Source organism: Pirellulales bacterium (assembly GCA_036267355.1).
Lineage (GTDB): Bacteria > Planctomycetota > Planctomycetia > Pirellulales > DATAWG01 > DATAWG01.
Map to the genome: position 1 here is coordinate 1 of DATAWG010000031.1, position 25,614 is coordinate 25,614.

Consider the following 25,614-nt stretch of genomic DNA (forward strand, 5'->3'; position numbering starts at 1 on the left):
CGGACGATCTGGACGACCTTCAATGTGAGGCCAACCGCGTCCTGAATTCCCTCCACGACGACGACAAATTCCTTCGCTCGGCATTCGCCCACTGCAAACTCCCGCTCTAGCCCGATGGCTCATTCCCAACGCAAAGATCAATAAGGGGTCTGCAATTGATGATTTTCTGGGAGGTACCGCAGTTAAGACAGCTGGAGCCCCCCCTTCTGGCGACGCTTGGCGGACGAGGCCATATTGTAGGACTCCCCGGATTTTGGGATAGTTCGCCGCGATTTCGTCCGGGTCGCGGCCGGCGTTCGTCCCCGCAGGTTCTGCAGGAATCCGGCCGCGGCGATTGCGATCTTTTTTCCTAGGGTTGCAGGCATGTCATCGGTTGATTCGATGCCCAACGAATGTCTGTGGGGAGAACGCCCGGTTGGCCGGCGTTTTGCGCCCTGGCGTGATTGGGAGTTTTGGGCTTTGGCTGCGGCATCGCTGTTGCTTTACGGCACGCGTTTGACCGCCATTCCGATCCGTGGAGAGGAGACTCGCCGGGCCGAAGTGGCTTGCGAAATGATTCAGACCGGCGATTGGATCGTGCCTCGGCAGCAAGGCGAGCCGTTGTTGAGTCGCCCGCCGTTGGGAAGTTATCCAATCGCCTTGGCGGCGATGTTGTTCGGCGATTGTTCGTTGCTGGCCGTGCGCTTGCCCTCGGTGATTGCAACGTGCCTGACCGTGCTGTTGATCTATGGCTATGGGCGATTATTTTTGTCGCGGCTTGGGGCATTTGCGGCGGGTTTGGCCTACGCCACGATGGGACAAGTTCTCGTGTTGGGCCGCATGGCCGAAACGGAAGCGACCTTCACGCTCCTGCTGAGCGGCGCTCTCTTGGTTTGGCATTGCGGTTATTGCCGATCTTGGCCGCGACCGTGGCCATGGTTTGCCGGCTACGGCCTTGCGGCGCTGGCCGCGCTGGCCAAAGGACCGCAAGCGCCCGTCTATTTTGCGGCGCCGGTCGGCTTGTTTCTGGCGTCGCGGCGCGACTGGCGAACGCTGCTCGGGCGCTGGCATCTGGCTGGGCTGGCGCTTTTCATCGCGATGGTCGGGCTGTGGCAGGTACCGTTTCTGGCCCACATGGGTTGGCCGGCTGCGAAAACCATGTGGCTCGGCGACGTGGCGATGCGGTTTGCAGACACACGCTGGCAGACGATCGCTTTGCATTTGCTCGAGTATCCATTGGAGATCGCGGTTTGCACGTTGCCCTGGTCGCCGCTGTTGCTGGCTTATCTGCCGAAACAATCGCGCCGCTCCCTGGCGGCAACTCCCCATGTGCGATCGCACATCGCGTTTCTTTCGATCGCGATTGGATTGGCGTTTGCCACCTGCTGGGTGGTGCCCGGGGCGAAGGGCCGCTACTTCATGCCGCTCTATCCGTGCATCGCTTTGTTGGTCGGATTAGCCGTCGAACAGATCGCACAGCCGGCCGCAGCGCCATGGCAGCGACGCGGATGGAAATGGTTTCTGCTTGGCAAGGCCGCATTGGCGTTCGGCGCCGCTGTCGCGGTTGTTGCCATTCAATTCATCGGGCAATTTCGTCAGCTCGGCTTGCTACAACCGAACTGGTTCGTCGCCGTGTATGCGACCGGAACGCTTATCGTGGGAACCTTGCTGATCCTCACCTGCCGCAGCATTAGAGCGAGTCGGATTCGCGTCGCAATCTTGAGCGTGACAGCGTTCATCGGCATTTCGTATGTCGGCGTGATTTTGAACGTGACCGCGGCAACAGCCGAAGACCCGACGCCGGATGTGGCTCAATTGAAACGCAAGCTGCCCACCGGTGCCCGGCTGGTGAGCTTCGGGCTTGTGGAAACGCTGTTCACATTTCTCTATCGCCAGCCGATCGAAGAGCATCCCTGGCCGAAATCGGCAAGCGAACTCGGCCCGGCCTGCGACTATTTTTGCTTTACGTGGGATCGACCGTTGCCGCCTTCGCTGCCATTCGGCTGGCAAATCGAGGGAGTGATTCCCTGCGATCGGGTGCGGCACGATCCGCCGTTGAAGAAGGTAATCGTCGGCCGGCGGATCCATTCGCTGGCGAACGAGACAGGAATGATTCACTGATGTCGCGAATGAATCGCTTCGCGGCTTGGTCGCGCCTTCCTGGCTAACGCTTCGGACCAGTAGGGCTCGGGAAAAAGTAGCCCGAAGCATTCGCGAGGGGAGCCCGAACGCCGATCGTGTTTTTCCGCACACCGTTACCGAAGATCCCGGACCGTTCCATGGAATCCCCTCAGCCGAACCAAACCGTGCATCGAGCTCGTCCGGCCATTGAACGATGGCTGCGGATCGCGATTGCCGCTTGGATCGCGCTAGCAATTGCTGGGAGCGTGAAGAGCATCGTCGAACCGCGGCTTCACACGGTTTACACCACGTTCTCCGGTGCGTCGCGTGATTCGTGGTCGGGCCACAGCTTGTATCTCGAACGCGAGTTTTTCTACAGCCCGGCATTTGCGGTCGCAATGACGCCCCTGGCGTTGCTGCCCGATTGGCTTGGCGGCGTCGTTTGGACCTGGTTGAGCTGCGGTCTGCTGTTCTTTGCTTTGCGCGTTTTTTATCGCACCGTGTTGCCGGCGTCGACGTGGCCGCCGCGCGCGGAGGGACAATTTCAACTGCTGGCATTGCTCGGCACGGTGCGGAGCATCTGGTCGGGCCAGAGCAATGCGATTTTGGTTGCGATGGTGTTGTGCGCCGCGGTGGAATTTGTTCGCGGCCGATGGTGGCGTGCGGCGATTTGGCTGGCGGCCCCGATTCACATCAAAGTCTGGCCAGCCGTCGTTGGCGGGTTGTTCACCGTGCAGGCGCCTCAGCGGTTGGCAAGACGGTTGGCGGCGTGCACGGTCGGTTTGGGATTACTACCGTTTCTCGTGCAACCGCCGGCGGCCGCGGCCAGTCAGTATGTCGGCTGGTATCGCTGCCTCGTGAATCGGCAGGCGGGCGGTGGGCGATACACGGGCTACCGCGATGCTTGGACCATTTGGGAGCAATTCCACGCCGTCGACGCCCGGGCTTACATGCTCTGGCAAGTTGGAGCCGGTCTGGCAGTGTTGGGATGGTGTCTTTGGCAGCGCCACCGCGGCTTGCAGCGGCGGCAAATCGCAATCTACACGATCTGCGCTTGGAGCATTTGGCAGTTGCTATTGGGTCCGGGCACGGAACGCCTGACCTACAATCTGATCGCGCCGGGGCTGGCGTGGGGCGTGTTGACTTGCTTCTACACTTGCGGGCCTCGGCGGCTGCTGCGGCGCATGTGGATCACGGCCGCGTATCTCACGACCTATCTCCTCGGCGTCGGTGGGGTCGAACGGTTCTTGATGCAATGGTGCCCCGCCGCCACGGCGCTGGAGCCGATCGGAGTGTTGATTTTTGGGCTGTGGCTGGTGCGACATGCGAGTTCGGAAGAACCCTGGCCGCTAGCCGAAATTCCGCGCCCCTTCGCAGAAGCCACGCCTGCGAGGAGCCACGGCCAAGCCGCGTAGCGGAACGAACGGGGCGAGCCATCCACATGTGACGCTAGCAAGCGGCAGGTACAGCAGTGTGTGCCAGTGGCACATGGACGCCGGTTGGAGCTAGAGGGCCCGGCGGGTGCGGCGCGGGGCGCGGCTGCGGCCCAACAGCGGCGGGACGGGGCGCGGTTTCGGCGGTTCTTCGGGTTGAACGTCGAGCGGATCGCCAAGGTCGCCGAAATCCTCGCGGGAATTCGGCGCCGCACTGCCGTCGCCGACCGGTTTCGCGCGGCTCGTGGCCTCGAAGCCCGGCAGCTCGTCGCGCGTCAGCAGCCGATCGATGCGCATTTCGATTCGCGTCAGCTCATTGCCTTCTTCGGGCGTGACGAACGTGTAGGCCACGCCCTCGCGGCCCATGCGGCCGGTGCGGCCCACGCGATGCACATAATCATCGCAGAACTGCGGAATGTCGTAGTTGATGATGTGTGAAATGCCGCTGACATCGATGCCGCGGCCAACCACGTCGGTCGCCACCAGATAGCGGACCTTTCCTTCGCGGAATTGCGCCATCACGCGGTCGCGGGCATTTTGTTGCAGATCGCCGTGGATGCAGGCGGCGCCGGTCAGCTTTTTCGCCAACCGCATGTACACCTTGTCGGTGCCGCGCTTCGTGCGGCAGAAGATGATCGCCTGCTTCGGATCCTCCCGGGCAACGAGCCGCTCGAGCAAATCGAATTTCCGCTCCGGATCGACCGTGAAATAAAACTGCTCGATCGTCTCGACCGCAATATCGTGCGACGAGAAATTGAGCGACTCGGGATCGCGCATGTAGCGTTTCGAGAGCCGCTCGACCGGCGGCGGAACGGTGGCGCTCAACAACAGCGTTTGCCGCGATGCGGGGCAATTGCGCAGAATTCGCTCGATGTCGGGCCGAAAGCCGATGTCGAGCATGCGATCGGCTTCGTCCAATACGGCGATCTTCAAGTCGCCAAGCGGCAACGTGCCGCGGCCCATGTGATCGAGCACTCGGCCGGGCGTGCCGATCACAATGTCGGCCCCGCGCTGCAATTTTTCGATTTGGCCGCGGATCGGTTTGCCGCCATAGAGCGCGACGATATGCACCTTGCGGCCATGCGATAGCTTGACCGCTTCCTCGCGAACTTGCACGGCCAATTCGCGCGTCGGCACCATGACAAGCGCCTGCACCATGCTCCGCTTGTGCTGCTGCTGGCCGAGGCGTTCGAGAATGGGGATCACGAACGCCGCGGTTTTGCCCGTGCCGGTGCGGGCTTGCGCCAGCACGTCGATCCCCAGCAGGGCCCGAGGGATCAGGCCGGCTTGAACCGGCGTCGGCCGCAGATACTCGGCCTTGGCCAAGGCTTCGAGCATCACCGGCGAGAGCGATAAATCTTGAAAGGCGACGTTTGACGACGGCCCGGCATCCAAACACGCGCGGTTAGCTTCCAGTCCCTGAGATTCCGCCGCGGGACTCGGCGACGATTGCAGTTCCGATTCAGTCACGAACACCTATCCATTTAATAGCCAGTTCCCCCGACAACGATCGGCCGCAATGTGCGATCGGAGCAGCCGTTCGCGGGGCCCAGACGCCCAGCATGGGGCTTCCAAGGGAAAAATGTCAACATGTTTTCCCCAAGTCTAACGCATGCCGGCCTTTGGTCAACCGCCAGAAGCCTCGCGGCTTCGGGCTGGGCGGCGGTGAGCCGTTAGGCGGTGAGGCGGGCAGCGATGGAGCGGCCGCGTGTGCGATCGCAAGTGGCCGAAGGCCGCGGCCTGCCTTCGAACCTCACCGCCTCGCAGTCTCAAAGCCTCACAGCCTAAAAAACAGGCCGGCGCACCCGAATGGGCGAGCCGGCCTTTCTCGTCGGATCTGGGGCAACCGCCGCGGACGCTGTTTCCCGCAACCGGAGCCAACTAGCGATCGCTACTTCTTCTTGGGCGAACGCTTGGCCTTCTTCGTGGCGGCCTTCTTGAGCGATCGCTTGGCCGGCTTCTTGCTGACGGCCTTCTTCGGCGAACGCGTGGCCTTTTTCTTCGTAGCCTTCTTGGTCATTGCCATTTCCTTGGCTCCTCCGGAACGAGCACCCGCTCTCTGCGACATTCTTCCCCTGGGCGCTCTACAAGGGGAAGCCGCTGAACCGAACGTGGCTGAGATCGACTCGCGCTAAATCCGTTCAACGCAAAGCATTTGCTCCAGCCGCGCGCATTGAACCAGTTTTTTGGCAAATGAGTCAAGATGAATTTGGCCACAACGACTGCAAACGATCGCGCAATTGCGTCGAATGCGCAATGCGACGAGCAGCCAACGCGGCATGGCTAACCTTGCACGATCGGGTTCACGAGCGTGCCAAGCGTGTCGATCGAGATCTCGACGACATCGGCCGGATGCAATGTGAAATCGCTTTCGGGCACCACGCCGGTGCCGGTCAAAAGAATCGCACCGCCGGGAAACGAATTGTCGCGGCCGAGCCAGCCGATCAATTCCGAAAGCGAGCGAGCCATTTGCCGTGTGTTCGTCGCGCCTGCGAATACGACTCGACCCTCGCGGCGCACCGACAACCGGATGTCGAGTTCGAGGTCGCCTGCCGGCTCGCCGAGCGTGATCCACGGCCCAAGACCGCAGCACGCGTCGTATAGTTTCGCTTGCGGAAGATAAAGCGGATTCTCGCCTTCGATATCGCGGCTGCTCATATCGTTGCCGACCGTCAGCCCGACCAGCTCGAGCCGCGAATTTAGCACCAGCGCCAATTCCGGCTCGGGCACATTCCATGCGCTGTCGCGGCGGATTCGCAGCGGCTCCTTCGGCCCGCAAACACGGTGGGGCGTGGCCTTGAAGAACAGTTCCGGCCGGGCGGAGGCATACACGCGATCGTAGAGCGTTGCCGCGGATTGCGATTCTTCCATCCTCGCCGTTTTACTTCGTTTGTAGGTCACGCCGGCCGCCCAAACTTCCTGGCGTTCGATCGGAGCCACGAGCGTGACTTCGGCCAAACGTAACGGCTCGGCCCTTGGATCACGGAGTTCGCCGGCGCGGCGGACCGGATCGTCGGATTCGAGTATCTCAGTCAGCAAGCCCATCGACCGGCCGGACCGATCGTCGAGCGGCGAGACCGTTTCACCATCGACAATGCCTAGTGCATCGCGGCCGTTTGCAAAACGAAATTTCGCCAGTTTCACGTCGAAAATACCTCGGAATTATGAGGAATTAGGAGCGGCCCCCGCCTGTCGATCAAGCCACGCCGTACTGCCGGCCAGCGCGCTGCCCATCGCCCGCGTCAAAGAATCAAGCCGCAAATCGGCATCGACACCAAGACACCCAACCCGATGCCAAGCAAAACGTCGCTCAGGTAATGATGCCCGCAGGCAAGCCGCGACCAGGCAATCAATATGCCCAGCGAAAGAATCGCCGCCTGGAATTGGGGAAAGCTCGCCAGCAGCGGCACGGCAATCGCTGTCGCACTCATGCAATGCCCGCTCGGGCACGAATACTTGTCCATCGGTTCGATCGGGAGCCGCAGCAGCGGATCGGCGTCGCGTGGACGCAAGCGGCCCAAAAGCGGTTTGAGCGATGTGTAAAACACAACCGCACACCCGGCCGCACAGGCCGCGGCAAGCACGGGGCGAATGCCGCTTTTTCCTTGCCAAATCAACACCGCAACCGTTGCAAACAAGTAGAGCCAGCCGTTGCCAAGCCAATTTATCGCCCGGCGAAACGAGTTGAGAAGCGGGTAGTCGGAGGATCGAACCAAGAGTTCTACGAGCCATTGCTCGCGCTGGTCGAGCCGGGCAAATGCACGCTGCACCAACGTCAGACCATCGGCGATTTCCTCGTTCGGAGCAAACAGCGGCCCGATCCGACCGGCGACCGTTTGAAGCTGCATTGCGTCGTCGTCCAACATGCCACGGTTCGTCGCGCAATGGACAAGATCGCCAGCGAATGCATCACAGCACAAGAGATCCGCGTCGGCATAGCCGTGTGAAACGGGGCGCCCCGCGAGATGCGCAGTGCGATCGCCGATCGGCGTATTCGTCGCTTTCACGAAACCTCCATGTTCTTGAAGCGAACCGCCTGAACGACCAAGACGCCGATCCCTGCCCTGGAATCAATCGCTTCTCAAACGCAAAGATGACCACCCAGTTCAACGCAGCATGGGGAAGAAACGAGCATTCCCTCGATTCCACCGGATAAAATCGTACCAATAGGCAGCCAAATTACAATAGCCGGCCGACCTGCAGCGCCGCAGGATTGAACATGACCCGAACGGCCATCGATGGCCCAAATAAACCAAACATCCAATGCGGTCCAAGCCCGGGAAGGATCGCCACAGCCACTCGCCACTTGCCGCATGCGTCCGCGGTCTTCCCTGGAATGCGCCAGCATTATCACCGCCGCATGCGCCTCTCGGCTCGCGCCAAAACGGCCACCGCCACCGCCGCGGCGCCAGCATCGCGCACGACCCGTGCCGCCTCGCTGCCGGTCGCGCCGGTGGTTAGCACGTCGTCGATCAGTAAGACGCGGCGTCTGCGAAACCTTCTTCCGAGCCCCGCGCGAAACGCTCCCGAAACATTTTCCACCCGATCCTCCGGCAAGAGCTCATTTTGGTGCACCGTGCGGCGACAGCGGCGTAGGCCACGCCACATCACGCTCACGTGCAGCGCGCGTCCCACGGCGGAAGCCAACAACTCCGGACTATTCGTGCCACGGACGATCCGCCGCGTCCAATGCATCGGCACCGCGACGATTGCCGTCGGAGCGAATTCATCGAAGGCCTTTCGACACTCGGCCGCCAGAAGCCTTCCCATTGCGACCGCCAACGGTTCGCCTGCCGGTTTTTTCATTTGCAATACGGCCGAGCGGAGCGCAGCGCGATAATCGCCGAGCGCGATGAGCCGCTCGAATGCAAACGGCACATCCCGGCATTGATTGCAGCACTGATTGCCGTCGATGACAGGCTTCGCTTCGGCGCCGTTTGCACCCGGCACGGCCATGACTGCGAGCGATAGGTTCTCAGACACGGCCGCTCCGCACCTCGGACAAGCCGTCCGCGGCGGCGCCAGGTCCTGGCGGCAATTCGCGCAGAGCATGATGCGATCGGCGGCAGCAGCGATGTCCGCGCGGCAAAATGCGCACTCGGCCGGATAAACCAAATCTGCCCCCGCCGCGCTGACGACCGCGCCCACGCGCCGCAGCCACCGCCGTGCCGTCATTGCGATCTGGGCCATAAACGACGAACTAACGAATGTCGAAGCATGAATGTCTAATGAAACCCGAAATCCGAAATACGGATGCCTGATGTCTAGCAGGTGCTGGGTTGTGCCGCCATTTGGCATTCGGGATTCTTGCGGCGTTCGTAATCGAGCCATCGTCGATCCGTAGTGCGCGTCGTACTAGCCGGCATTGCGATTTTTGCCGTTTCGGCTAGAATTTTGTGTTGCGCGGAATCGAATTTTGCCTGCTACTTTTGCCCGCCGCTTTGCCATGTTCGAAGCCCTCGAAGACGGCCTGAAAAACGCTATCCGCACCCTGCGCGGTCGCGGCAAGCTCACCGAAGCGAACATGCGCGAGGGCATGGCGCTTGTCGAGCGGGCCCTGCTCGAAGCCGACGTCAGCTATCCGGTCGTCAAGAAATTCGTCGCTGATGTGACGGAAGAAGCTGTCGGCGAACGGGTTCTGAAATCGATCGATCCCGACGTGCAAGTATTCGGCGTCGTGCATCGTGAACTGATCAAGCTGATGGGCCCGGTGGACCATTCGCTCCACTTGAAACCCGACACCACCGTGCTGATGCTCTGCGGCCTGCAGGGCTCCGGCAAGACGACCACCTGCGGCAAGCTCGGCCGGTTGCTCAAGGATCGCGGCAAGCCGCCGCTGCTCGTGGCCGCCGACTTGCAGCGCCCGGCTGCCATCCAGCAATTGCATGTGCTCGGGGAGCAGCTCGGCATCCCGGTTTATTCCGAACCCGGGGCGACCGACCCGGTGCAGGTGTGCAACAACGCCGTGAAAAAGGCCCGCGGCGAGGGAATCCAGGTCGTCATCCTCGACACCGCCGGCCGGCTGCACATCGACGACGATTTGATGCAGCAGTTGAAGCAGATCGACAAGCTCGTGAAGCCGGAACAGGTGTACCTGGTGGTCGACGGCATGACGGGCCAGGATGCCGTCAACAGTGCCCAGGCATTCAACGAGGCGATGACGCTCGACGGCGTCATCATGACCAAGCTCGACGGCGATGCCCGCGGCGGCGCCGCACTGTCGGTCAAGGCCGTCACCGGTGTGCCGATCAAGTTCATCGGCACCGGCGAGCATCTCGACGCTCTCGAGGAATTCCACCCCGATCGGATGGCGGGCCGAATCCTCGGCCAAGGCGATATTCTGACGCTCTTCGAGCAGGCTCAGAAGAAAATGGATCAAGCGCAGCTCGCGGCCCAACAGGCCGACCTGCGCAAAGGCGAATTTACGCTCGACACCTTCCGGCAAATGATGGGGCAAATGCGGCGCATGGGCCCGCTGGGAAAGATCATGGGCATGATCCCCGGCATGGGCGCCATGAAAGACATGCTCGGCGGCACCGATGTCGACGGCGAGATGACTCGTCTGTTCGCCATTATCGATTCGATGACCCCTTCCGAGCGGCGGAATCCGAGCAAAGTGGTCGATCCAAGCCGCCGGCGGCGAATCGCGGCCGGAGCCGGCGTCGAGCCCCACGAAGTCAATGATTTGGTCAAGCAATTCGACAGCATGGCCGGCATCATGAAGAAAGTGGCCGGCATGAGCCCGCGAGACCAGATGCGGGAAGTGCAGGCGCTGCAGCAAAACCCGCATGCCCGGCTCGCCAAGACCAAGCAAGGCACCGGCAAACGCTTGACGCCCGAAGAACGGCGGAAACTGAAAAAACAGCGCGAAAAAGAACTTCGCAAGCGAAAATAGCCGCCGGGTCCCAGCGGGTCCAGCCGAGCTTCATCCCGCTTTGCACCTAGCGTCCCAGCACAAAATCATTACAATATCAGCCCCGGTTCATCGCAACCCATAAGTCAGGAGCGTAGCGTGGCAGTTCGAATTCGAATGAAGCGTTTTGGCCGCAAACATCGGTCGTTTTTCCGCATTTGCGCTACCGATTCCCGTGCTCCGCGAGATGGTCGCGTTATCGAGGAACTGGGAACTTACGATCCATCGGTCGTCGATACCGATGCCCGAGCCGTGATGAACGGCGAACGGTTGAAATACTGGCTCAGCGTCGGCGCACAGCCGTCGGACCGCGTGCGAACGCTCATCAAGAAATACGGCCTGGAAGGAACGCACGTCAAGAACCAGCAGGCTGCGTTAGAAAAGCTCAAGGGGCCAAAGGCGATTCCCGACCCCGGCCCTCCGGCATTCGTGCTTCAGCCAAAAAAGGAAAAGGGCGCTGCTGCAGAACCGGCCGTCTCCGAATCCGCTCCGGCGGCGGAGAATGCTGCTGCCGAATCGGCCACTCCGCAAAGTGAAGCTGCTCCGCCACAGCCCGCCGCGCAATAGGCGCGAGCATTCGCCCATTGGCCATGCGATTCGACGTTCTATCGCTGTTTCCCGAAATTCTATCGGGCTACTTGGGCCAAAGCTTGCTCAAACTGGCGATCGAACGGGGTTTGGTCGATGTCCGGCTGCACAATATCCGCGATTGGGCCAAAGACAAGCATCGCACGGTCGATGATCGCCCCTACGGCGGCGGCCCCGGCATGATTCTCAAAGTTGAGCCGGTCGTCGATTGCGTCGAGGCGGTGCGTTCGCAGTCGTCCGATGGCGGGCATTTAGTGATGCTCAGCCCGCGAGGCCGGCGGCTGACGCAACCGATCGTCGAAGAATTGGCCGGCCACAAGCGCCTGCTGTTGCTGTGCGGGCGGTATGAGGGCTTCGACGATCGCGTGCGGCAGATTCTCGACCCCGAGGAATTGTCGATCGGCGATTATGTGTTGGGCGGGGGCGAAGTGCCGGCAATGGTCGTCATCGACGCCGTGGTGCGATTGGTGCCGGGCGTGTTGGGCGATGAACGCAGCCCGCGCGACGACTCGTTTTCCGGCGCGGATCGAATGCTGGAATTCGCCCAATTCACACGTCCCCGGGAATTTCGTGGCCTGGGTATCCCGGACGTGCTCCTTGGGGGAAATCACGAGGAAATCGCTCGTTGGCGGAAGGAGCAGAGCCTGAAGACCACCGCCGAACGCCGATCGGATCTGCTACCCCGCCTTGAAACGAGGCCCGCGAGTCAGTAATATCCAAGGTTTCGCCAAATGGCCCGAAGGCTCTTGGGGTGGCGAGGCTTTGAGGCACGAAGAGGCTGGCGCCGCGGGGCGGCCTTGCGTTCCTCACAATCTCACACCTCGGCGAACCGAAACGCCTCGGCGGCCGCCCTCGCGAAGAAAATATAAGGAACCCTACGATGAGTCAGCAAATATTGGCCCTGGTCGAAAAGAGCAGTCTGAAGACCGAGGTGCCGCAATTCGCCATCGGCGACACGGTCGATGTTCACACCAGAATTCTCGAAGGCGAGAAGGAACGGATTCAGATTTTCAACGGAGTCGTGATCGCCCGCAACGGTTCGGGAACCCGCGCGATGTTCACCGTGCGCCGGATCGTGCAGGGAGAAGGAGTGGAGCGAAAGTTTCCCCTCCATTCGCCGAAGATCGCGAAGATCGAAGTCAAACGGTCGGGCGTGGTCCGCCGCGCAAAGCTTTATTTCCTTCGCGACCGCATCGGAAAAGCGGTCCGATTGCGCGAACGCCGCGATACATCCGAGTCGTAGTCCATCGGAATACGATCGCTTCCAATCCTTTCGCCCCCGCGTGGTTTTCATCATGCGTTGGCCCCGGGTCGTGCAAGCGTGGTGGCGACATGCGTTCGGCCCGAAAACGCTGGGCCAACGCGGCGAAGCGGCAGCCGCGCAATATCTAAAGCGGCTCGGCTACAAGATCGTCGGCCGCGGCACGCACATCGGTCGCGGCGAGCTCGATATCATTGCCATCGATGGCCGCAGGGTCGTGTTCGTCGAAGTGAAAACACGCGATTCGTCCGTGGCGGGCGAACCACACGAAGCCGTCGATCGCAATAAGCAAGAACGGCTGACGCGGCTTGCTTTGGTCTATTTGAAACGCTACGGCTTGTTGGACTATCCGGCCCGTTTCGATGTCGTCTCGATCATTTGGCCAAGTCAGGCCAGGCGGCCTACAATCGAACACATCAAGAACGCTTTCGAGGCCACCGGCCGCGGCCAGATGTTCAGCTAATCGACGAACGGAAACGAGATCGGCGATTGGCGGCGACTTGTCCACATTCTCTTCGCATTCGCCGTGGCTCGGCAAATGCCAACCCGAACCGTCCACGATGCCAATCGCGAGGGTCCGGCATGCGCGCGGCAGCAAGACCCATCGGCGCCTAGAACGAGAAATGCGCCGCCTGCTAGCGGCTTTGCGATTGCGTGACGGCCCTGGTGAATTAGCACCGCCGGTGCCAGCGGCCGACGCACAATTGCTGACTGCAATTCGCACGGTTTCGCCCTGCGACGCGACGTTGGTCGCCGCGTTGCGTGCCAAAATCGACATGTTGTGCGCGGGCGCCGATGGCGAGTTTCACGCAATGTCTGCGTATTTTTCGCCTTGATTGCTGCCCGGAGTTGAACAATGTTTGAATCAGCCGACCTTGCGAGACGTGATCTCTGCTTGGTAGGGCGGTCGGATTGTCGCCCGCCAAATCCTGCGGTGTTTCGGTGTTCAGATTGTGAATGGCCCGTTCAACAAGGCGAATTTCATGAATCTCGATCAAGCCACGTTTGCTGCCGTTGAACCCTCGCACGAACCGATCGGAAAGCAGTTCGTACCCTCGCCAACACTGCTGTGCATCGACGACGACCCCGAAATCTCCCGGGCCATCCAACTCCACTTGCGGTCCTTCGGCGTCGAGGTAATCCGGGCATATTCGGGAATTCACGGCTATTGGCTTGCCGTTACGAACAAACCTGACGCCATCATCACCGACCTGGGAATGCCGCAAGGACGAGGCGAGTACGTTCTTGAATCGCTCAAGGCGAATTCCAAGACGGCGCACATTCCCGTCATCGTCCTGACGGGAGAGCGCAATGCGGCGTTGGCTCGAAGACTGACGGACATCGGCGCTGCCGCGATACTGAAGAAACCGGTTGAATTTCAGGAACTATTGCGCATTCTGACCACCCATCTCGCATTGGAAGAGGCGATCTAAAATGAAGGAGCAAATACGCGTTCTCTTGGTCGAGGACAATGAAGGCCATGCGCAATTGATCCAGACTGCGCTGCGCCGCGCAAGGCCTCACTACGAAGTCCATCATGCCGTGTGCGTGGCCGACGCGTTGAAAGCAATCTGCGCGCGACCGATCGACGTTGCTCTGGTGGACCTCACGCTGCCGGATAGCAGCGGAACGGCGACCGTCGCCGCGATCCGAGGCGGCTGCCGAGATCTTCCCATCATCGTACTGACTTCGCTGGCAGACGATGAAATGGCGCTGGGCGTGTTGGACGAAGGCGCGCAAGATTATCTGGCGAAGGACACGATGAATCCCGACGGGCTTGCTCGCTCGATCCGCTATGCTGTCCATCGGCAGCGAAGCGTCTCTGAAAACGAGAGGCTCGTCAAGGATCTTCAAGAATCGCGGGAACAGCTTGAAAAGAAAAATCGCCGCGTCAGCAAGTTGTATCGCACGGCGCATCGCTTTGTCGACAACGTCTCGCACGAATTCCGCACGCCGCTGACGGTCGTCAAGGAATACGTCTCCCTGATGCGCGAAGGATTGCTCGGGCCGTTGAACGACGAGCAACGCCGCTTCCTCGACGTCGTCAACGACCGCGCCGACGATTTGAATCATATGGTCGACGATATGCTCGACGTCAGCAAGCTCGAAGCCGGCATTCTCACCATCTATCGAACGAACGATCGGCTCGCAAGTATTGTGCGTCACGTGCGAGTAGGCTTGGAGCGGCGCGCGGCCCTCAAGGATGTCGAACTTCAAATTGCGATCGACGACAACCTTCCGGCGGTCTTTTGCGACGGCGAAAAAATCGGTCGAGTGATCGTCAACCTGGTGGTGAATGCGATCAAGTTTTGCGGCAGCCCGGGCCGGGTACGACTCGACGCCCAATTGAACGAGCGCGACGGGGAAATTGTCGTCAACGTCTCGGATAACGGACAAGGCATCTCTCAAAAGGACCTCCAGGTCATCTTTCGCCGCTTCAAGCAACTGGGGCCAAATCCGCGGGGCAGTACGAAAGGCTTCGGACTCGGCCTGAGCATCGCCAAAGAATTGGTCCGGCTAAATCTCGGAGAAATGTCGGTCGAAAGCAGCGTCGGACGGGGAAGCACCTTTTCGTTCACCGTGCCTCTGGACATTCCGAAGGAGGTCATGCGGCGCCATCTCCGACGCCTTCAGGCACATCGGAGCGAAGGGAAAACCGTTTCTCTCGTATTGGTGTCGGTCGATTCCGCGATCGATCCCGATTCCATCGGGGATCTGACGATGTTTCTCAGCGGCTCGCTGCGCCGAAACGACTTGCTGTTTTATCGCGGCAATGCCCGATGGCTCATCGTGCTGCCGATTTCCGAATCGGATTTAGACGCCTTCTTCAGCCGGCTCCGGCAGGCCGCGGCCGACTCGAATCGCAACCGGTTCGGCCAACCCTTGCCGACGCTGGAAATGAATGTCCTGGGCAATTGGAGCGTCGACGACGACGTGAATGAAATGATTGCTTCTTTGGAAAATGAAGCCAAAGCATTCGAGGCAATATCATGACGGCTGCCCGTAATATCTTGATCATCGAGTCCGATCCGGCCATCGCCGAAGGCATCGCGATGCGCATTCGCGGAGCTGGATTCCGCACCCGCTGGACAACCACGGCTCTGGCCGGACGGCGGGCCATTCGAGAGCTGCGGCCCGATCTGATCGTGCTCGATCTTGAATTGCCGCACCGCGCCGCACGGAAAATGCTGATCGCGCTTCAACACTGCCGGCACACGCGAGGCATGCCGGTCGTCGGCTCCTTTACCGATCGCCGTCCGGCGTGGTGCCGCCGAACACTTGGAATCGGCAACTGTGTCAGAAAGCCCTTCGAAGCGTCTTCTCTGCACGAAGCCGTCGCAAACAGCTTCAAGCGCAGCGAGTCGCGGTTCCATGCATCGTTACCTCGTTCCCGAGCGGTGAGAATCGATATGCCAGAAGCCAAACACGTGCTGTTGATTGACGACGATCGAGACATCGTAACGGGGGCCTGCATGCGACTCAGAGCCGCCGGATATTCCGTCGTCTCCGTCGGTGATGGCGAACAAGGCGTTGCGGCCGCCGCGTCGTTGCACCCCGATGCGATCGTCCTCGACGTGCAAATGCCCCGCATGAACGGCATGACGGCACTCAGTCGGCTGAAGGCGGGCGTGGAGACCTGTCATATCCCGGTAGTAATGCTTTCAGCGAGCCTTTCCGAGCAAACGGCCGCGCTGGACGCGGGCGCACGCTTCTACCTGAGAAAGCCCTATCAAGCGCAGACCCTGCTGGCGGCGCTCGATGCGGCAGTTGGCTCCGGCGACACATCGTCCAAGAGACCTGAGGAGATCGAAACATGTCCGTCATGACCATCGAAGCACCGCCGACCGAGGGCGTCGTCCGTGTCCTGCTATTGGGCGCCGGCATGCGCGAATCGCAGCATGTCGAAAGCGCCTTGAGCGATCCATGTCATGGACACTTCTCGGTCACCTGGAAGCAAAGCATCGCCGATACGGCCGATTCGAACATCGCCGACTTGTTCGACGTCGTTCTGATAATCTTGCCCGACGATCAACCGCGGGCGGCTGCCGCGGCGCCACTCGAGCAAGCCGCAACGAAGGTGCCGGTCGTTTTTCTGGGCAATCCGGAAGCCGATTCCGATCCCGATCGAGCCGGCGGCGAGTTTCTGCAGCTTGAAAAGATCGAGGATGGATCTCTTGCAAGAACGATTCGCTATGTCGTCGAACGCCAGCGGCTGGCGCACGAATTGAGGGAGGCCCAGCGAACGCGCGCCGAGAAGGAAAGCTACTTCAAGGGCCAATTGCAGAATGCAATGTCGGCGCGCGACGCTTCGAATCGCCTCATCGATGCCCTGGCGCATGAATCACGAACTCCATTGACTGTCGTCCAAGAATACTGCTCCTTGGTTCGCGACGGACTGGCCGGGCCGGTAACGGATGAGCAGCGGCAATATCTCGGCATCGCGATGAGCCGTGTCGCCGATCTTGGCTGTCTGCTGAACGATTTCGTCGACGCATCGTGGCTCGACTCGGGCACCCATCGGCTGCGGCCGAAGCCGGTTCGCTTAGTGGAGGTGGTCGACCGTTTGGAGGCGGCCTTGCTCCCCAAGGCGACGGCCGGGCATGTGAGGATCGAATTTCGCGTGTCGCGCGACATGCCCGACGTCTATTGCGATCCCGAACTGATCGGCCGCGTGATCGCGAGCCTCGCCGGGCACGCAATTCGATCTGCTTGCGAGGAGGGGGTCGTGCGAATTTGGGCCGAGGCGATGCCGGACCAGCGGCAGGTGATCGTGGCCGTCGCCAATCTGCCGACCGGGGCGGGCGCGGAGAATCGCGGACTGATTCCGCCGCCGTCTGGAATCGTTTCCGAGGGTGACGCAGGGCAAGTCGCACCCACGTGCTTCAGCATCGCGATGGCCAAAACGCTGGTTCGGGCAAGTCTTTCCGAACTCCGCATGCAGCGCAATGGCGACCAGGCGGCGGCTTATTACTTCGCCTTGCCCGAGGCTGATCCGGAAGCGGTGACGGCCTGTTATATCCGCAATCGAAACAGGGGCGATGGCGGCCTGGCGGCGGTCGCGATCATCCTGGTGTCACTCGACGAAGATGCCGGAAACACGGCGTCGGACGGCCTCGACGAGCTATTATTCAACACGATCGTCGGTAGCGACCTCGTGTTCCGATTGGAAGCGTGCCAGTGGATATTGGTCGTCGATGCGACGTCTCAGGAGCCGCAGGCGATCGCCGACCGCGTGCGCGAGGCTTGGCTCCAATCCTATTGCGGCCGGGCAAAGCAGCCGCCCGAGATTCTCCTTCAAGTTAAGGCAACCTATCACATCCCCACGAAGGCCGACGAAACAACCATGGCTACCGACGAGCATGCTTTTTCCTTGACACCGCGCGAGCCGAGCAAGCCCTGCATTCTTTTGGTCGATGATGATCGTTCGATCGTCGATGCGCTGCGGATTCGACTGTCCCTTTCCGGCTATGAAGTACTCACGGCGCACGATGGGATGCAAGGCCTGTTCTTGGCATCGGAACGCCGTCCCAGCTTGATTCTGCTCGACATTCGCATGCCAGTGATGGATGGCCTGACGATGTTGACGCGCATGCGGGACAGCGAGACAACCCGGCACATCCCCGTCGTAATCCTGTCGGCCAGCCACGACGATCGTCAACGGGCGCTCGAATTGGGGGCCTATTTCTTCCTGGAAAAGCCCTATGATCCAAACGTTTTGAAGATCATGATCGCCTCGATTCTGCGATCGCCGGTGTCACGACAAGCGCGTGTCGCGCCGCCCGCCGTCGCCGCCCGACCGGGAGTTCGCGAATCGCGATCGCCGGCCTGAGCCGGAGGCCATCGACGTGATGCAATGTTTCACCGTCATTCAATACACGACTCATCATGAATAGCAAGACAATCCTCGTGGCTGACGATGATCCGGCACTCGTGCAAGTGCTCGAATTGCGATGCCGGGCGCTGGGGTTCGATGTTCGCGTCGCGCACAGTGGTTTGGCGGCGCTGAAATCGGCATGTCAGCAACCGCCCGATTTGATTTGTTTGGATGTCGATATGCCGGGCGGCAATGGCTTTAGCGCCTGCGAGTTGCTGGCCGGGGAACCTCAACTGTCGCACGTTCCGATTATCATCCTCACCGGTAAGACCGACGGCGAAACGATCCGTCGATGTCACAACCTGTGCGCCTACTATGTTCCCAAATGCGCCGACGTGTGGGCCCGTATCGCGCCGCTCTTGCAAGAATTGCTCGATCAGCAGCCGTTTGCCGTGGCAGAGTAGCACTTGTTGATGAAAGTGACCGCCCCGTGACGCCAACAACCACCAACGCAGCCCAACCGATCGTCGCGCCGCCGGGTGCGAGCTCGATGACATCTCACCCATTCCGAATCCTCCTGACGGAGGACGACGATGGCCATGCCAATCTGGTGCAACGCAACTTGCTGCGGTCGGGCATTGCAAACGAAATCGTGCGGGCACGCAATGGTCAAGAGGCGCTCGACTATGTTCAACGGCGGCGGCCCCATTGTGAACAAGAGCTGAATGCTCCGCTGCTGTTGCTTCTGGATATCAACATGCCATTGGTCGACGGCACCGCGGTGCTTAGTGCGATCAAGGCAAACGAATCGACGGCGAAGATTCCCGTGATCATGCTTACGACCACCGACGATCCTCGCGAAATTCAGCGATGTTACGAACTCGGATGCAGTGTGTACATCAGCAAACCTGTTGAATACGACAAGTTCGTCGAAGCCATCAAGCGCCTGGGCCTGTTTTTGCAAATCGTGGCGGTTCCTCACGACGGAATACGCTCGCCTAGTCCGGCTTGCTACGTCTGAAAGTCGCAGCCACATTGCCGCGCACGGGAAACAACAACGATCGAGACTGGCGGGGAGTAATAGCAGTGCAAGCCGTCGACAGAAACTCACGCAACGTCGATTCGTCGGTCAAGTCTACGACGAGCGTTGCGTCGTCGGCGGGCGAGAAGATGGTGATCTTGTCCATCGGCCAGCAACGGTATGCGATTCCGTTGGCGGCCGTGCAAGAAGTTCTGCCGCTATCGGTGCTTTCGCGGCCGCCACGGATGCCGCTGATTCTCGACGGATTCTTGCACCTGGGCGAAACCGCGGTGGCGGTCGTCAACTTGCCTCGTCTCTTCAATCTGCCGGACGCACCGACCGCTCTTTACACACCCATCTTGCTGCTTCGCGGCAGCCCGCCGCCGATCGCATTGAAAGTCGATCGCGTGCTTGGCGTGGTGTGGGTATCGGACGATGCCAAAATGCGATTGGACGACCGCGACGGCTGCAACGGTTGCCTTCAAGGGGTGGCGATCATCGACGATCGCGTGGTGATAATCCTCTCGCCACAGCAAATCTTGTTGAGCCAGGAAACCGAGCGGCTGGCGGACCTTCTCGCGGATGAACAACGTCGCATCGACGCTTTGCAGGAGGCCGCCTCATGACCGACGCCGCGTTAAATCCGCAGGACATCTTCAACGATCCGTTGTTCGAACGCCTCAAGGCGCATGTGATCGATGCGACCGGATTGTCTTATTTCGGGTCGCAGGACATGGAGCTGGCCCGACATCTTTCCGAACGGCTGACCGTCTTGCACTTGTCGACATGCGGGGCCTATTGGGTTCTGTTGCACGACGGCAAGAACGGCGAAGCGGAGCTTGACCTGCTCATTGCTCAACTGACGATCGGCGAAACATTCTTCTTCCGGCACGAGGAACAGTTCCACGCGATTCGCGATCGCGTGCTTCCGGATTTAATCGAACGAAACCGATCGACTCGCCGGCTGCGGATTTGGAGCGCGGGGTGCGCCACCGGCGCGGAGCCATACTCGATCGCGATCGTATTGAAACAGTGCTGGCCCGACGTGGTCGCCGAATGGGACGTGACCATCGTGGGAACCGACATCAATCGAGCGTTTCTTGCTCAAGCCCGTCAAGGACGATACGGCGAGTGGGCACTTCGCGCTACGCCGGCAGACATTGCAGAGTCGTGTTTTGTCCGATCCGGCAACGAATGGATGATCCGCCCGGAGTACCGTCGCGGCGTTGTGTTCGACTACCACAATTTGGTTCACCATCCGTACCATTCGTTCCATCATCGCCTGGATTCGTGGGACCTCATTTTGTGCCGCAACGTGATGATCTATTTCAATCACGAGACGAATCGGCGAATCATCCGGCAATTTCACGGGTGTGTGGCCGACAACGGATGGCTCGTGGTCGGGCATGCCGAGTCGAACACCGAATTGTTCCAGGATTTCGAGACCATCAATACCATCGATGCCGTCATCTATCGCAAGACGGTGCCAGCGACGCCGGCGACGCACGTCGCGCGGCACGACGGGTGCCGGTCTCAACCGCTTATCGTTCTGGACGATGAATTGTCCGGCGGTGTCTCGTTCGATGATGAACGGAAAGGCACGGACGAAGTTCATCAGCATCTTTCCTGCGCGCCGCTCAATCCGGAAGAACATCTTCGACAGGCCCTCATGTGGCAACAGCGGGGGCGGCCTTCCGACGCCGAGAAGGCGCTGCGGCGCGCGATCTACCTCGATCGCGGCTTCGTCTTGGCCCATTATTACCTCGGCCTGCTGCTGAAGCGGCGCAGTGAATTGCCGGGTGCAAAACGCTGCTTCCGAAACGCGCTGCGACTACTCGAACCGATCGACCGACGCGCCGTCATGCCGACGGTGGAGGGGATCGACGCCTCCGTTCTTACCGAATTGACCCGGATGCACTTCGAAGAAGTGAAATACCTATGATCTCGACCACTAAGCAATTCGATTGGGACTCGATCAAACGGCGTCTTGGAGACGGCCAAGCGGCGCTGGATCGGGCCGCGGTCGCAAGCGAATCGCAATTGGATGAAGTCTACCGCCAGCGGCAACTGGCCTACGCACAGCGAACGACCTCCGACTCCGTGAAAACCGAAACGCGTCGCGTCTTGGTATTCCTCCTCGGAAGGGAGCGATACGCCATTGAATTGCCGGCGGTCGTCAAGGTGTTTCCACTTTCGCAGTGCACGCCAGTTCCAGGTGCTTCCCAGCAGATCCTGGGCATTATCAATGTGAGCGGCGACATTCGCTCGGTGCTCGATGCCGCGAACTTGCTCGGACTCGCTTCGAACGACGATCGCGTCGAGGGTCATGTGATCTTGCTGCGGCATGCGAACTTCGAAGTCGGATTGCGGGTCGACCGCGTGGAAGCGATCGAAGCGATCGACATCGCTTCGCTCTCACATCCGGAGGATACCGAGGCAGAACCAACGCTGCGCTATGTCGAAGGCGTGACGCCGGAATCATTGATCGTTCTAAGCATGCGGCAACTCATGTCGCATTCCGCTTTTCAATCCACCTCCCTTGAAAATGAAGGAACTGAGCATGACCATTGGTAGAAAAATTGCCGCCGGATTCTGGTTTGCCTTAGCGGTCTTGATCGCCGTGGGCTTCCTGTCGTATGTCAGCATGAACAGTCTGATCGCCAACGGTCGCGCCGTGACACACACCGAACAAGTCGTCACCGAACTCGAAGCATTGCTGTCGACCGTAAAAGACGCGGAGACGGGCCAGCGTGGATTCATTATCACGAACAAATCCGAGTATCTCGCGCCCTATACCATGGGTATCGCAAACGCAGGCGACATATTGCAGAATCTTCGCCAATTGACGCTCGACAATCCCAACCATCAACGCCACCTCGATAAGATCGAATCGCTCATTGCCTTGAAATTCGCCGAATTGGCGAGAACGATTCAGTTGCAAAAGGAACGTGGATTCGTCGCGTCTTCGGCGGTTGTCAACGACGATGCCGGCAAGACATACATGGATCAGATTCGCAAGGTCATCGCCGACATGCGGGCGGAAGAAACGGACATCCTGTCCCATCGCACGGCTGCCGCGGAGGAGGGTGCGACGCGAACGTTATACGCCATCGGTTTTGGAACCCTTCTCGCCGTCGTGCTGGTCCAGTTGGCGGGCTTGTGGATCGCGCGCTCGATCTCCAAGCCGCTGCGGAACGTGGTCGCGGTGTCGCAGAATGTTGCGCTCGGCGATCTTCGCAGTGTCGGGCTGCCTGCAGCGTCGGATTACGAAGTCCGTCAATTGTCCGACGCCTTCAACCGCATGCTCGACGGCTTGAAGGAGCTGGCGGGACAAACGATCTCCGTTACCGACAATCTCAACGCGGCCGCGTCCGAGATCCTTGCATCGACCCAGCAGCAAGCGGCGGGAACCAAGCAACAGGCGGCCACGATCCAAGAAATCACGGCGACCATGGAAGAAGTCCGCCAGTCGGGCGGACAAATCGCCGAGCGCGCCAAACAAGTCGCCTCGGCGGCCGAAGCGACCTCGGCCTCGAGCGTTTCGGGCCTCAGTGCCGTCGAAGACACCAACCGAACCATGGAAGACATCCGGCAACAGGTGGAAGAGGTCGCCGAAAACATCGTCGCTCTCAGCGAAAAAACGCAAGCCATCGGAGAAATCATCGCGACGGTCAATGATCTTGCCGAACGATCGAATCTCCTGGCTCTCAATGCGGCCATCGAGGCCGCAGGCGCCGGAGAACAGGGAAACCGGTTCTCGGTCGTCGCCAATGAGATCAAGAATCTCGCCGATCAGGCAAAGGATTCGACCGTGCAAGTCCGCACGATCCTCGGAGAGATTCAACGCGGAATCAATAGCTCGGTGATGTTGACCGAGGAAGCGGTGAAGCGCGTCGAAACCGGCAAGCAAAAGGCGGACGTCACCGAGCAGACGATCCGGCAGATGGCCGCGACGACGCAGGAAAGTGTCGACGCCTTTCAACAGATCATCGGCGCCACAGGCCAGCAGCAGATTGGCATGGAACAATTGACCAAGGGAATGCAAGACATCCGCCAATCCGCCACGCAAACGGCGGCGAGCACCGTGCAGTTGGAAAAGGCAATGGTGAGTCTGACGGCCCAGAGTCAACAACTTCGAGGCGCCGTGAACAAGTATCAGTTGGCATGACTTTGACCTCGACCGCGGCGCCGTTTGCCCGCACGTTTCGTTCACGGCTAGTGGGGTAATTGCATGGACTTGAATCAGAAGCTAATGACGGCCTTCCAGATCGAGCACGTCGAACATCTGGAACGAATCCGCGCGACGTTGACGAGGCTCGACGAGGCCTCGGCCGATCCTGACGGCTCGGAGTTCGAAGAAGCCTTTCGCTGTGCGCATAGCCTCAAGGGGGCCGCGCGCATCATCGGGCTGTCGATCGTGGAATCTCTGGCTCATCGACTCGAAAGTCTTTTCGCTCGGATTCGAGGCTCATCCGCCGCGCTGGACAAAGAGATTATTGGGCTCGTTCGTTTGACGCTCGACTCGATCGAGGATGCGGCAGCCGCCTCGTTTCGCGGTGAGACATTGGAGCCGCCGCGGCGGATCATGGAAGAACTCGATCGAATTCTCGGCGCCGAAGCGACGCCCGCGCCCGACAAATCGATCGCCGCTCCTCGATTGGCCGATCCGCCTCCGACGCCTGAAGAGTCGGGGCAGCATGCCGCGCCGCGGCCCGTCGAAAGCGTACGGCTTAGCGCCGAAAGTCTCGACCGCTTGCTGCAATCCAGTGCGCAACTCGTGACGGCAAGCCGACAGCAAGAAGTGCTGGCCCGAGAAATGCAGCGCCTGGCACGCGACATCGCCGCATTCGACAAGCGGCGAACGGCCGCGACGCACTTTGCTGCCAACCATCGTCGCCGCAATCGGCGCGCGACGACGACGGCGTGCATCGACGAGCGCCGCGGCCTGCTCGAGGATCAGTTTCATTCAATTTCACGACGCGTTCGATCCATTGCTCAGCTTCAGCAACAGAACTCATGGTCGCACCGGCTGCTCGCAGAACAGTTGCGTCAAGATGTCCGCCGGGCGCGAATGGTGCCGGCCGCCAGCGTGTTTCAAGGCTTTCGCAAGATGATGCGCGATTTGGCGCATGGCGAGAACAAGGATCTCGAATTTCGCATGGCCGGAATGGAGACCGAGGCCGACCGAGCCGTCTTGCAAGCCCTCAAGGATACGGTCATGCATGTTTTGCGCAATGCAATCAGCCACGGCATCGAGCCCCCCGGTCAACGGGTCGCCCTCGGCAAGCCATCGCTGGGCCAGATCGCGCTGAGCATTGAAGCCATCGGCAATCGATTGATCGTCGCCGTCGAAGACGACGGCCAAGGTATCGACGTGGCGCGGGTGTCGCAAGCTGCGGCCAGGCAGGGATTGCCTTCGCATGCCAGTGGCCAAGCGTGGACCGATGCGGAGTTGCTGAAGCTTCTGGTGCGTCCCGGCTTTTCCACCTGCGACACGATAACCGAACTGTCAGGCCGCGGACTGGGGCTCGCCATCGCCTACGAAACCGTGTCCCGCCTCCAAGGTCGGATCGAGGTTCGACCACGGGACGGCGGCGGGACCGTCGTTTGGCTCGCCGTTCCCATGGCCGTTTCCACGCACCGGCTATTACTGGTCTCGTGCCAGGGACAGACGTTCGGGATTCCGCTCGCCGGGATCGAAACCGTCCTCCGCCTCAATCGCGATGCCGTCGAAAGCCTCGAAGGACGGCCAATGGTTTCGCTCAATGGCCAACTGGCGCCCATCGTGAGCTTGGGGACGTTGCTCGAGTTGACCGGCGCCGACTCCGCAATGGAAGCCGAAAGCCTGGTGCTGATGGTCCTCGCATCCGGTTCCCGCCGAATGGCCGTAGCCGTCGATTCGCTGCTGTTGGAGCGGGATGCAGTGATCCAGCGGATCGGTCCGCCGGCGGCACAAGCGGCTCACTTTTCCGGTGGAATCGTGCAAGAGGACGGCTCGATCTCGCTCGTGCTCGACCCATCCGAATTGATTGAGCGATCCAAATTCACCCGCCTGCCGATCGGTTTCAAAAACGAAACCGTCGAGAAACAATCGCCGACGATTCTGGTCGTCGACGACTCCGTCACCACTCGCACCCTGGAAACCAATATCTTGCAGTCGCACGGCTACGAAGTGCGCATCGCGATCGACGGGATCGAGGCGCTGAGTCGATTGCGCGCCGAACATGTCGATCTGGTTATTTCCGATATCCAAATGCCTCGCTTGGACGGTTTCGGATTGCTCGAGGCGATCAAGAAGGATGCGAGCCTCAGCGCACTGCCCGTGATTATCGTCAGCTCGATGGACAGTCGCGACGACCAACAGCGTGGGCTCAAGCTCGGCGCCGATGCCTACATCGTGAAGCGCGACTTCGACCATCAAGAGCTTTTGCAAACCATCCAGCAAATTTTGTAGCCGATCGCGGCAAAGAAATGGACGTGAAT

The 25,614-nt window shown here is 60.3% G+C and carries 23 protein-coding genes; 18 read left to right on the plus strand and 5 right to left on the minus strand.

Features of this window, described 5'->3' with window-relative positions; all coding sequences use genetic code 11:
• The first annotated feature begins 363 nt into the window (after positions 1-363).
• Both VHX65_05130 and VHX65_05135 read left to right on the plus strand, forming a co-directional pair.
• Positions 364-2,100, plus strand: coding sequence for a glycosyltransferase family 39 protein (locus VHX65_05130; protein ID HEX3997914.1), 1,737 nt, complete (start codon positions 364-366; stop codon positions 2,098-2,100).
• A gap of 158 nt (positions 2,101-2,258) precedes the next feature.
• The gene (locus VHX65_05135) at positions 2,259-3,515 is read left to right on the plus strand and encodes a glycosyltransferase family 87 protein (GenBank protein HEX3997915.1); all 1,257 of its coding nucleotides are present in this window, start codon (positions 2,259-2,261) and stop codon (positions 3,513-3,515) included.
• Between the two features lie 90 nt (positions 3,516-3,605).
• Here the strand turns inward: VHX65_05135 and VHX65_05140 are convergent, their stop codons facing one another.
• The 5 genes from VHX65_05140 to VHX65_05160 all read right to left on the minus strand — a co-directional run bounded on the left by VHX65_05140 (position 3,606) and on the right by VHX65_05160 (position 8,864).
• Positions 3,606-5,003, minus strand: coding sequence for a DEAD/DEAH box helicase (locus tag VHX65_05140; protein ID HEX3997916.1), 1,398 nt, complete (start codon positions 5,001-5,003; stop codon positions 3,606-3,608).
• Positions 5,004-5,424: 421 nt separating this feature from the next.
• On the minus strand, positions 5,425-5,553 hold the full coding sequence (locus VHX65_05145) for a hypothetical protein (GenBank protein ID HEX3997917.1): 129 nt from the start codon (positions 5,551-5,553) through the stop codon (positions 5,425-5,427).
• Positions 5,554-5,816: 263 nt separating this feature from the next.
• Entirely contained in the window at positions 5,817-6,677 is an 861-nt protein-coding gene (locus VHX65_05150; GenBank protein ID HEX3997918.1) for a fumarylacetoacetate hydrolase family protein, read from the minus strand.
• Positions 6,678-6,775: 98 nt separating this feature from the next.
• On the minus strand, positions 6,776-7,399 hold the full coding sequence (locus VHX65_05155; protein HEX3997919.1) for a phosphatase PAP2 family protein: 624 nt from the start codon (positions 7,397-7,399) through the stop codon (positions 6,776-6,778).
• Between the two features lie 484 nt (positions 7,400-7,883).
• Positions 7,884-8,864 (minus strand): double zinc ribbon domain-containing protein, encoded by a 981-nt coding sequence (locus VHX65_05160; protein HEX3997920.1) that lies wholly within the window; start codon positions 8,862-8,864, stop codon positions 7,884-7,886.
• A 115-nt stretch (positions 8,865-8,979) separates the two neighbouring features.
• Here VHX65_05160 and ffh point away from each other — a divergent pair, with 115 nt between their 5' ends.
• The 16 genes from ffh to VHX65_05240 all read left to right on the plus strand — a co-directional run bounded on the left by ffh (position 8,980) and on the right by VHX65_05240 (position 25,585).
• Positions 8,980-10,428 carry a signal recognition particle protein gene (gene ffh, locus VHX65_05165; protein HEX3997921.1) on the plus strand — a complete coding sequence of 483 codons (1,449 nt, stop codon included), beginning with the start codon at positions 8,980-8,982 and terminating at the stop codon, positions 10,426-10,428.
• Between the two features lie 117 nt (positions 10,429-10,545).
• Positions 10,546-11,013, plus strand: a complete 468-nt coding sequence (gene rpsP, locus VHX65_05170) for a 30S ribosomal protein S16 (protein ID HEX3997922.1) — start codon at positions 10,546-10,548, stop codon at positions 11,011-11,013.
• 23 nt (positions 11,014-11,036) lie between these two features.
• Positions 11,037-11,747 carry a tRNA (guanosine(37)-N1)-methyltransferase TrmD gene (trmD, locus tag VHX65_05175; GenBank protein HEX3997923.1) on the plus strand — a complete coding sequence of 237 codons (711 nt, stop codon included), beginning with the start codon at positions 11,037-11,039 and terminating at the stop codon, positions 11,745-11,747.
• Between the two features lie 167 nt (positions 11,748-11,914).
• Positions 11,915-12,277: a 50S ribosomal protein L19 gene (gene rplS, locus VHX65_05180; GenBank protein HEX3997924.1), complete on the plus strand. Its 363-nt coding sequence runs from the start codon at positions 11,915-11,917 to the stop codon at positions 12,275-12,277.
• A gap of 52 nt (positions 12,278-12,329) precedes the next feature.
• A complete protein-coding gene (locus VHX65_05185) occupies positions 12,330-12,758 on the plus strand; it encodes a YraN family protein (GenBank protein HEX3997925.1) in 429 nt (142 codons plus the stop codon).
• A 520-nt stretch (positions 12,759-13,278) separates the two neighbouring features.
• On the plus strand, positions 13,279-13,728 hold the full coding sequence (locus VHX65_05190; GenBank protein ID HEX3997926.1) for a response regulator: 450 nt from the start codon (positions 13,279-13,281) through the stop codon (positions 13,726-13,728).
• Position 13,729: 1 nt separating this feature from the next.
• Entirely contained in the window at positions 13,730-15,289 is a 1,560-nt protein-coding gene (locus VHX65_05195; GenBank protein HEX3997927.1) for an ATP-binding protein, read from the plus strand.
• Positions 15,286-16,122: a response regulator gene (locus tag VHX65_05200; GenBank protein ID HEX3997928.1), complete on the plus strand. Its 837-nt coding sequence runs from the start codon at positions 15,286-15,288 to the stop codon at positions 16,120-16,122. Before VHX65_05195 ends, VHX65_05200 begins: the two co-directional genes overlap by 4 nt.
• A complete protein-coding gene (locus VHX65_05205; protein ID HEX3997929.1) occupies positions 16,110-18,125 on the plus strand; it encodes a hybrid sensor histidine kinase/response regulator in 2,016 nt (671 codons plus the stop codon). The genes VHX65_05200 and VHX65_05205 overlap by 13 nt, the downstream gene beginning before the upstream one ends.
• A gap of 56 nt (positions 18,126-18,181) precedes the next feature.
• Entirely contained in the window at positions 18,182-18,574 is a 393-nt protein-coding gene (locus VHX65_05210; protein HEX3997930.1) for a response regulator, read from the plus strand.
• 86 nt (positions 18,575-18,660) lie between these two features.
• On the plus strand, positions 18,661-19,131 hold the full coding sequence (locus tag VHX65_05215) for a response regulator (protein ID HEX3997931.1): 471 nt from the start codon (positions 18,661-18,663) through the stop codon (positions 19,129-19,131).
• Between the two features lie 65 nt (positions 19,132-19,196).
• A complete protein-coding gene (locus tag VHX65_05220) occupies positions 19,197-19,757 on the plus strand; it encodes a chemotaxis protein CheW (protein ID HEX3997932.1) in 561 nt (186 codons plus the stop codon).
• Positions 19,754-21,073 carry a protein-glutamate O-methyltransferase CheR gene (locus VHX65_05225; GenBank protein ID HEX3997933.1) on the plus strand — a complete coding sequence of 440 codons (1,320 nt, stop codon included), beginning with the start codon at positions 19,754-19,756 and terminating at the stop codon, positions 21,071-21,073. The genes VHX65_05220 and VHX65_05225 overlap by 4 nt, the downstream gene beginning before the upstream one ends.
• Positions 21,070-21,705, plus strand: a complete 636-nt coding sequence (locus tag VHX65_05230) for a chemotaxis protein CheW (protein ID HEX3997934.1) — start codon at positions 21,070-21,072, stop codon at positions 21,703-21,705. The genes VHX65_05225 and VHX65_05230 overlap by 4 nt, the downstream gene beginning before the upstream one ends.
• Positions 21,692-23,299 (plus strand): CHASE3 domain-containing protein, encoded by a 1,608-nt coding sequence (locus tag VHX65_05235; GenBank protein HEX3997935.1) that lies wholly within the window; start codon positions 21,692-21,694, stop codon positions 23,297-23,299. The genes VHX65_05230 and VHX65_05235 overlap by 14 nt, the downstream gene beginning before the upstream one ends.
• 63 nt (positions 23,300-23,362) lie before the next feature.
• Complete coding sequence (locus VHX65_05240) at positions 23,363-25,585, plus strand: response regulator (GenBank protein ID HEX3997936.1); 2,223 nt, start codon at positions 23,363-23,365, stop codon at positions 25,583-25,585.
• The last annotated feature ends 29 nt before the right edge of the window (positions 25,586-25,614 follow it).

Excerpts from the sequence above, each read along its gene's own strand:
- VHX65_05130 (HEX3997914.1), top strand. The coding sequence starts at position 364 with ATGTCATCGGTTGATTCGATGCCCAACGAATGTCTGTGGGGAGAACGC.
- VHX65_05135 (HEX3997915.1), top strand. The coding sequence starts at position 2,259 with ATGGAATCCCCTCAGCCGAACCAAACCGTGCATCGAGCTCGTCCGGCC.
- VHX65_05145 (HEX3997917.1), bottom strand. The coding sequence starts at position 5,553 with ATGACCAAGAAGGCTACGAAGAAAAAGGCCACGCGTTCGCCGAAGAAG.
- VHX65_05155 (HEX3997919.1), bottom strand. The coding sequence starts at position 7,399 with ATGTTGGACGACGACGCAATGCAGCTTCAAACGGTCGCCGGTCGGATC.
- VHX65_05160 (HEX3997920.1), bottom strand. The coding sequence starts at position 8,864 with ATGGCTCGATTACGAACGCCGCAAGAATCCCGAATGCCAAATGGCGGC.
- ffh (HEX3997921.1), top strand. The coding sequence starts at position 8,980 with ATGTTCGAAGCCCTCGAAGACGGCCTGAAAAACGCTATCCGCACCCTG.
- trmD (HEX3997923.1), top strand. The coding sequence starts at position 11,037 with ATGCGATTCGACGTTCTATCGCTGTTTCCCGAAATTCTATCGGGCTAC.
- rplS (HEX3997924.1), top strand. The coding sequence starts at position 11,915 with ATGAGTCAGCAAATATTGGCCCTGGTCGAAAAGAGCAGTCTGAAGACC.
- VHX65_05185 (HEX3997925.1), top strand. The coding sequence starts at position 12,330 with ATGCGTTGGCCCCGGGTCGTGCAAGCGTGGTGGCGACATGCGTTCGGC.
- VHX65_05190 (HEX3997926.1), top strand. The coding sequence starts at position 13,279 with ATGAATCTCGATCAAGCCACGTTTGCTGCCGTTGAACCCTCGCACGAA.
- VHX65_05195 (HEX3997927.1), top strand. The coding sequence starts at position 13,730 with ATGAAGGAGCAAATACGCGTTCTCTTGGTCGAGGACAATGAAGGCCAT.
- VHX65_05200 (HEX3997928.1), top strand. The coding sequence starts at position 15,286 with ATGACGGCTGCCCGTAATATCTTGATCATCGAGTCCGATCCGGCCATC.
- VHX65_05205 (HEX3997929.1), top strand. The coding sequence starts at position 16,110 with ATGTCCGTCATGACCATCGAAGCACCGCCGACCGAGGGCGTCGTCCGT.
- VHX65_05210 (HEX3997930.1), top strand. The coding sequence starts at position 18,182 with ATGAATAGCAAGACAATCCTCGTGGCTGACGATGATCCGGCACTCGTG.
- VHX65_05215 (HEX3997931.1), top strand. The coding sequence starts at position 18,661 with ATGACATCTCACCCATTCCGAATCCTCCTGACGGAGGACGACGATGGC.
- VHX65_05225 (HEX3997933.1), top strand. The coding sequence starts at position 19,754 with ATGACCGACGCCGCGTTAAATCCGCAGGACATCTTCAACGATCCGTTG.
- VHX65_05230 (HEX3997934.1), top strand. The coding sequence starts at position 21,070 with ATGATCTCGACCACTAAGCAATTCGATTGGGACTCGATCAAACGGCGT.
- VHX65_05235 (HEX3997935.1), top strand. The coding sequence starts at position 21,692 with ATGACCATTGGTAGAAAAATTGCCGCCGGATTCTGGTTTGCCTTAGCG.
- VHX65_05240 (HEX3997936.1), top strand. The coding sequence starts at position 23,363 with ATGGACTTGAATCAGAAGCTAATGACGGCCTTCCAGATCGAGCACGTC.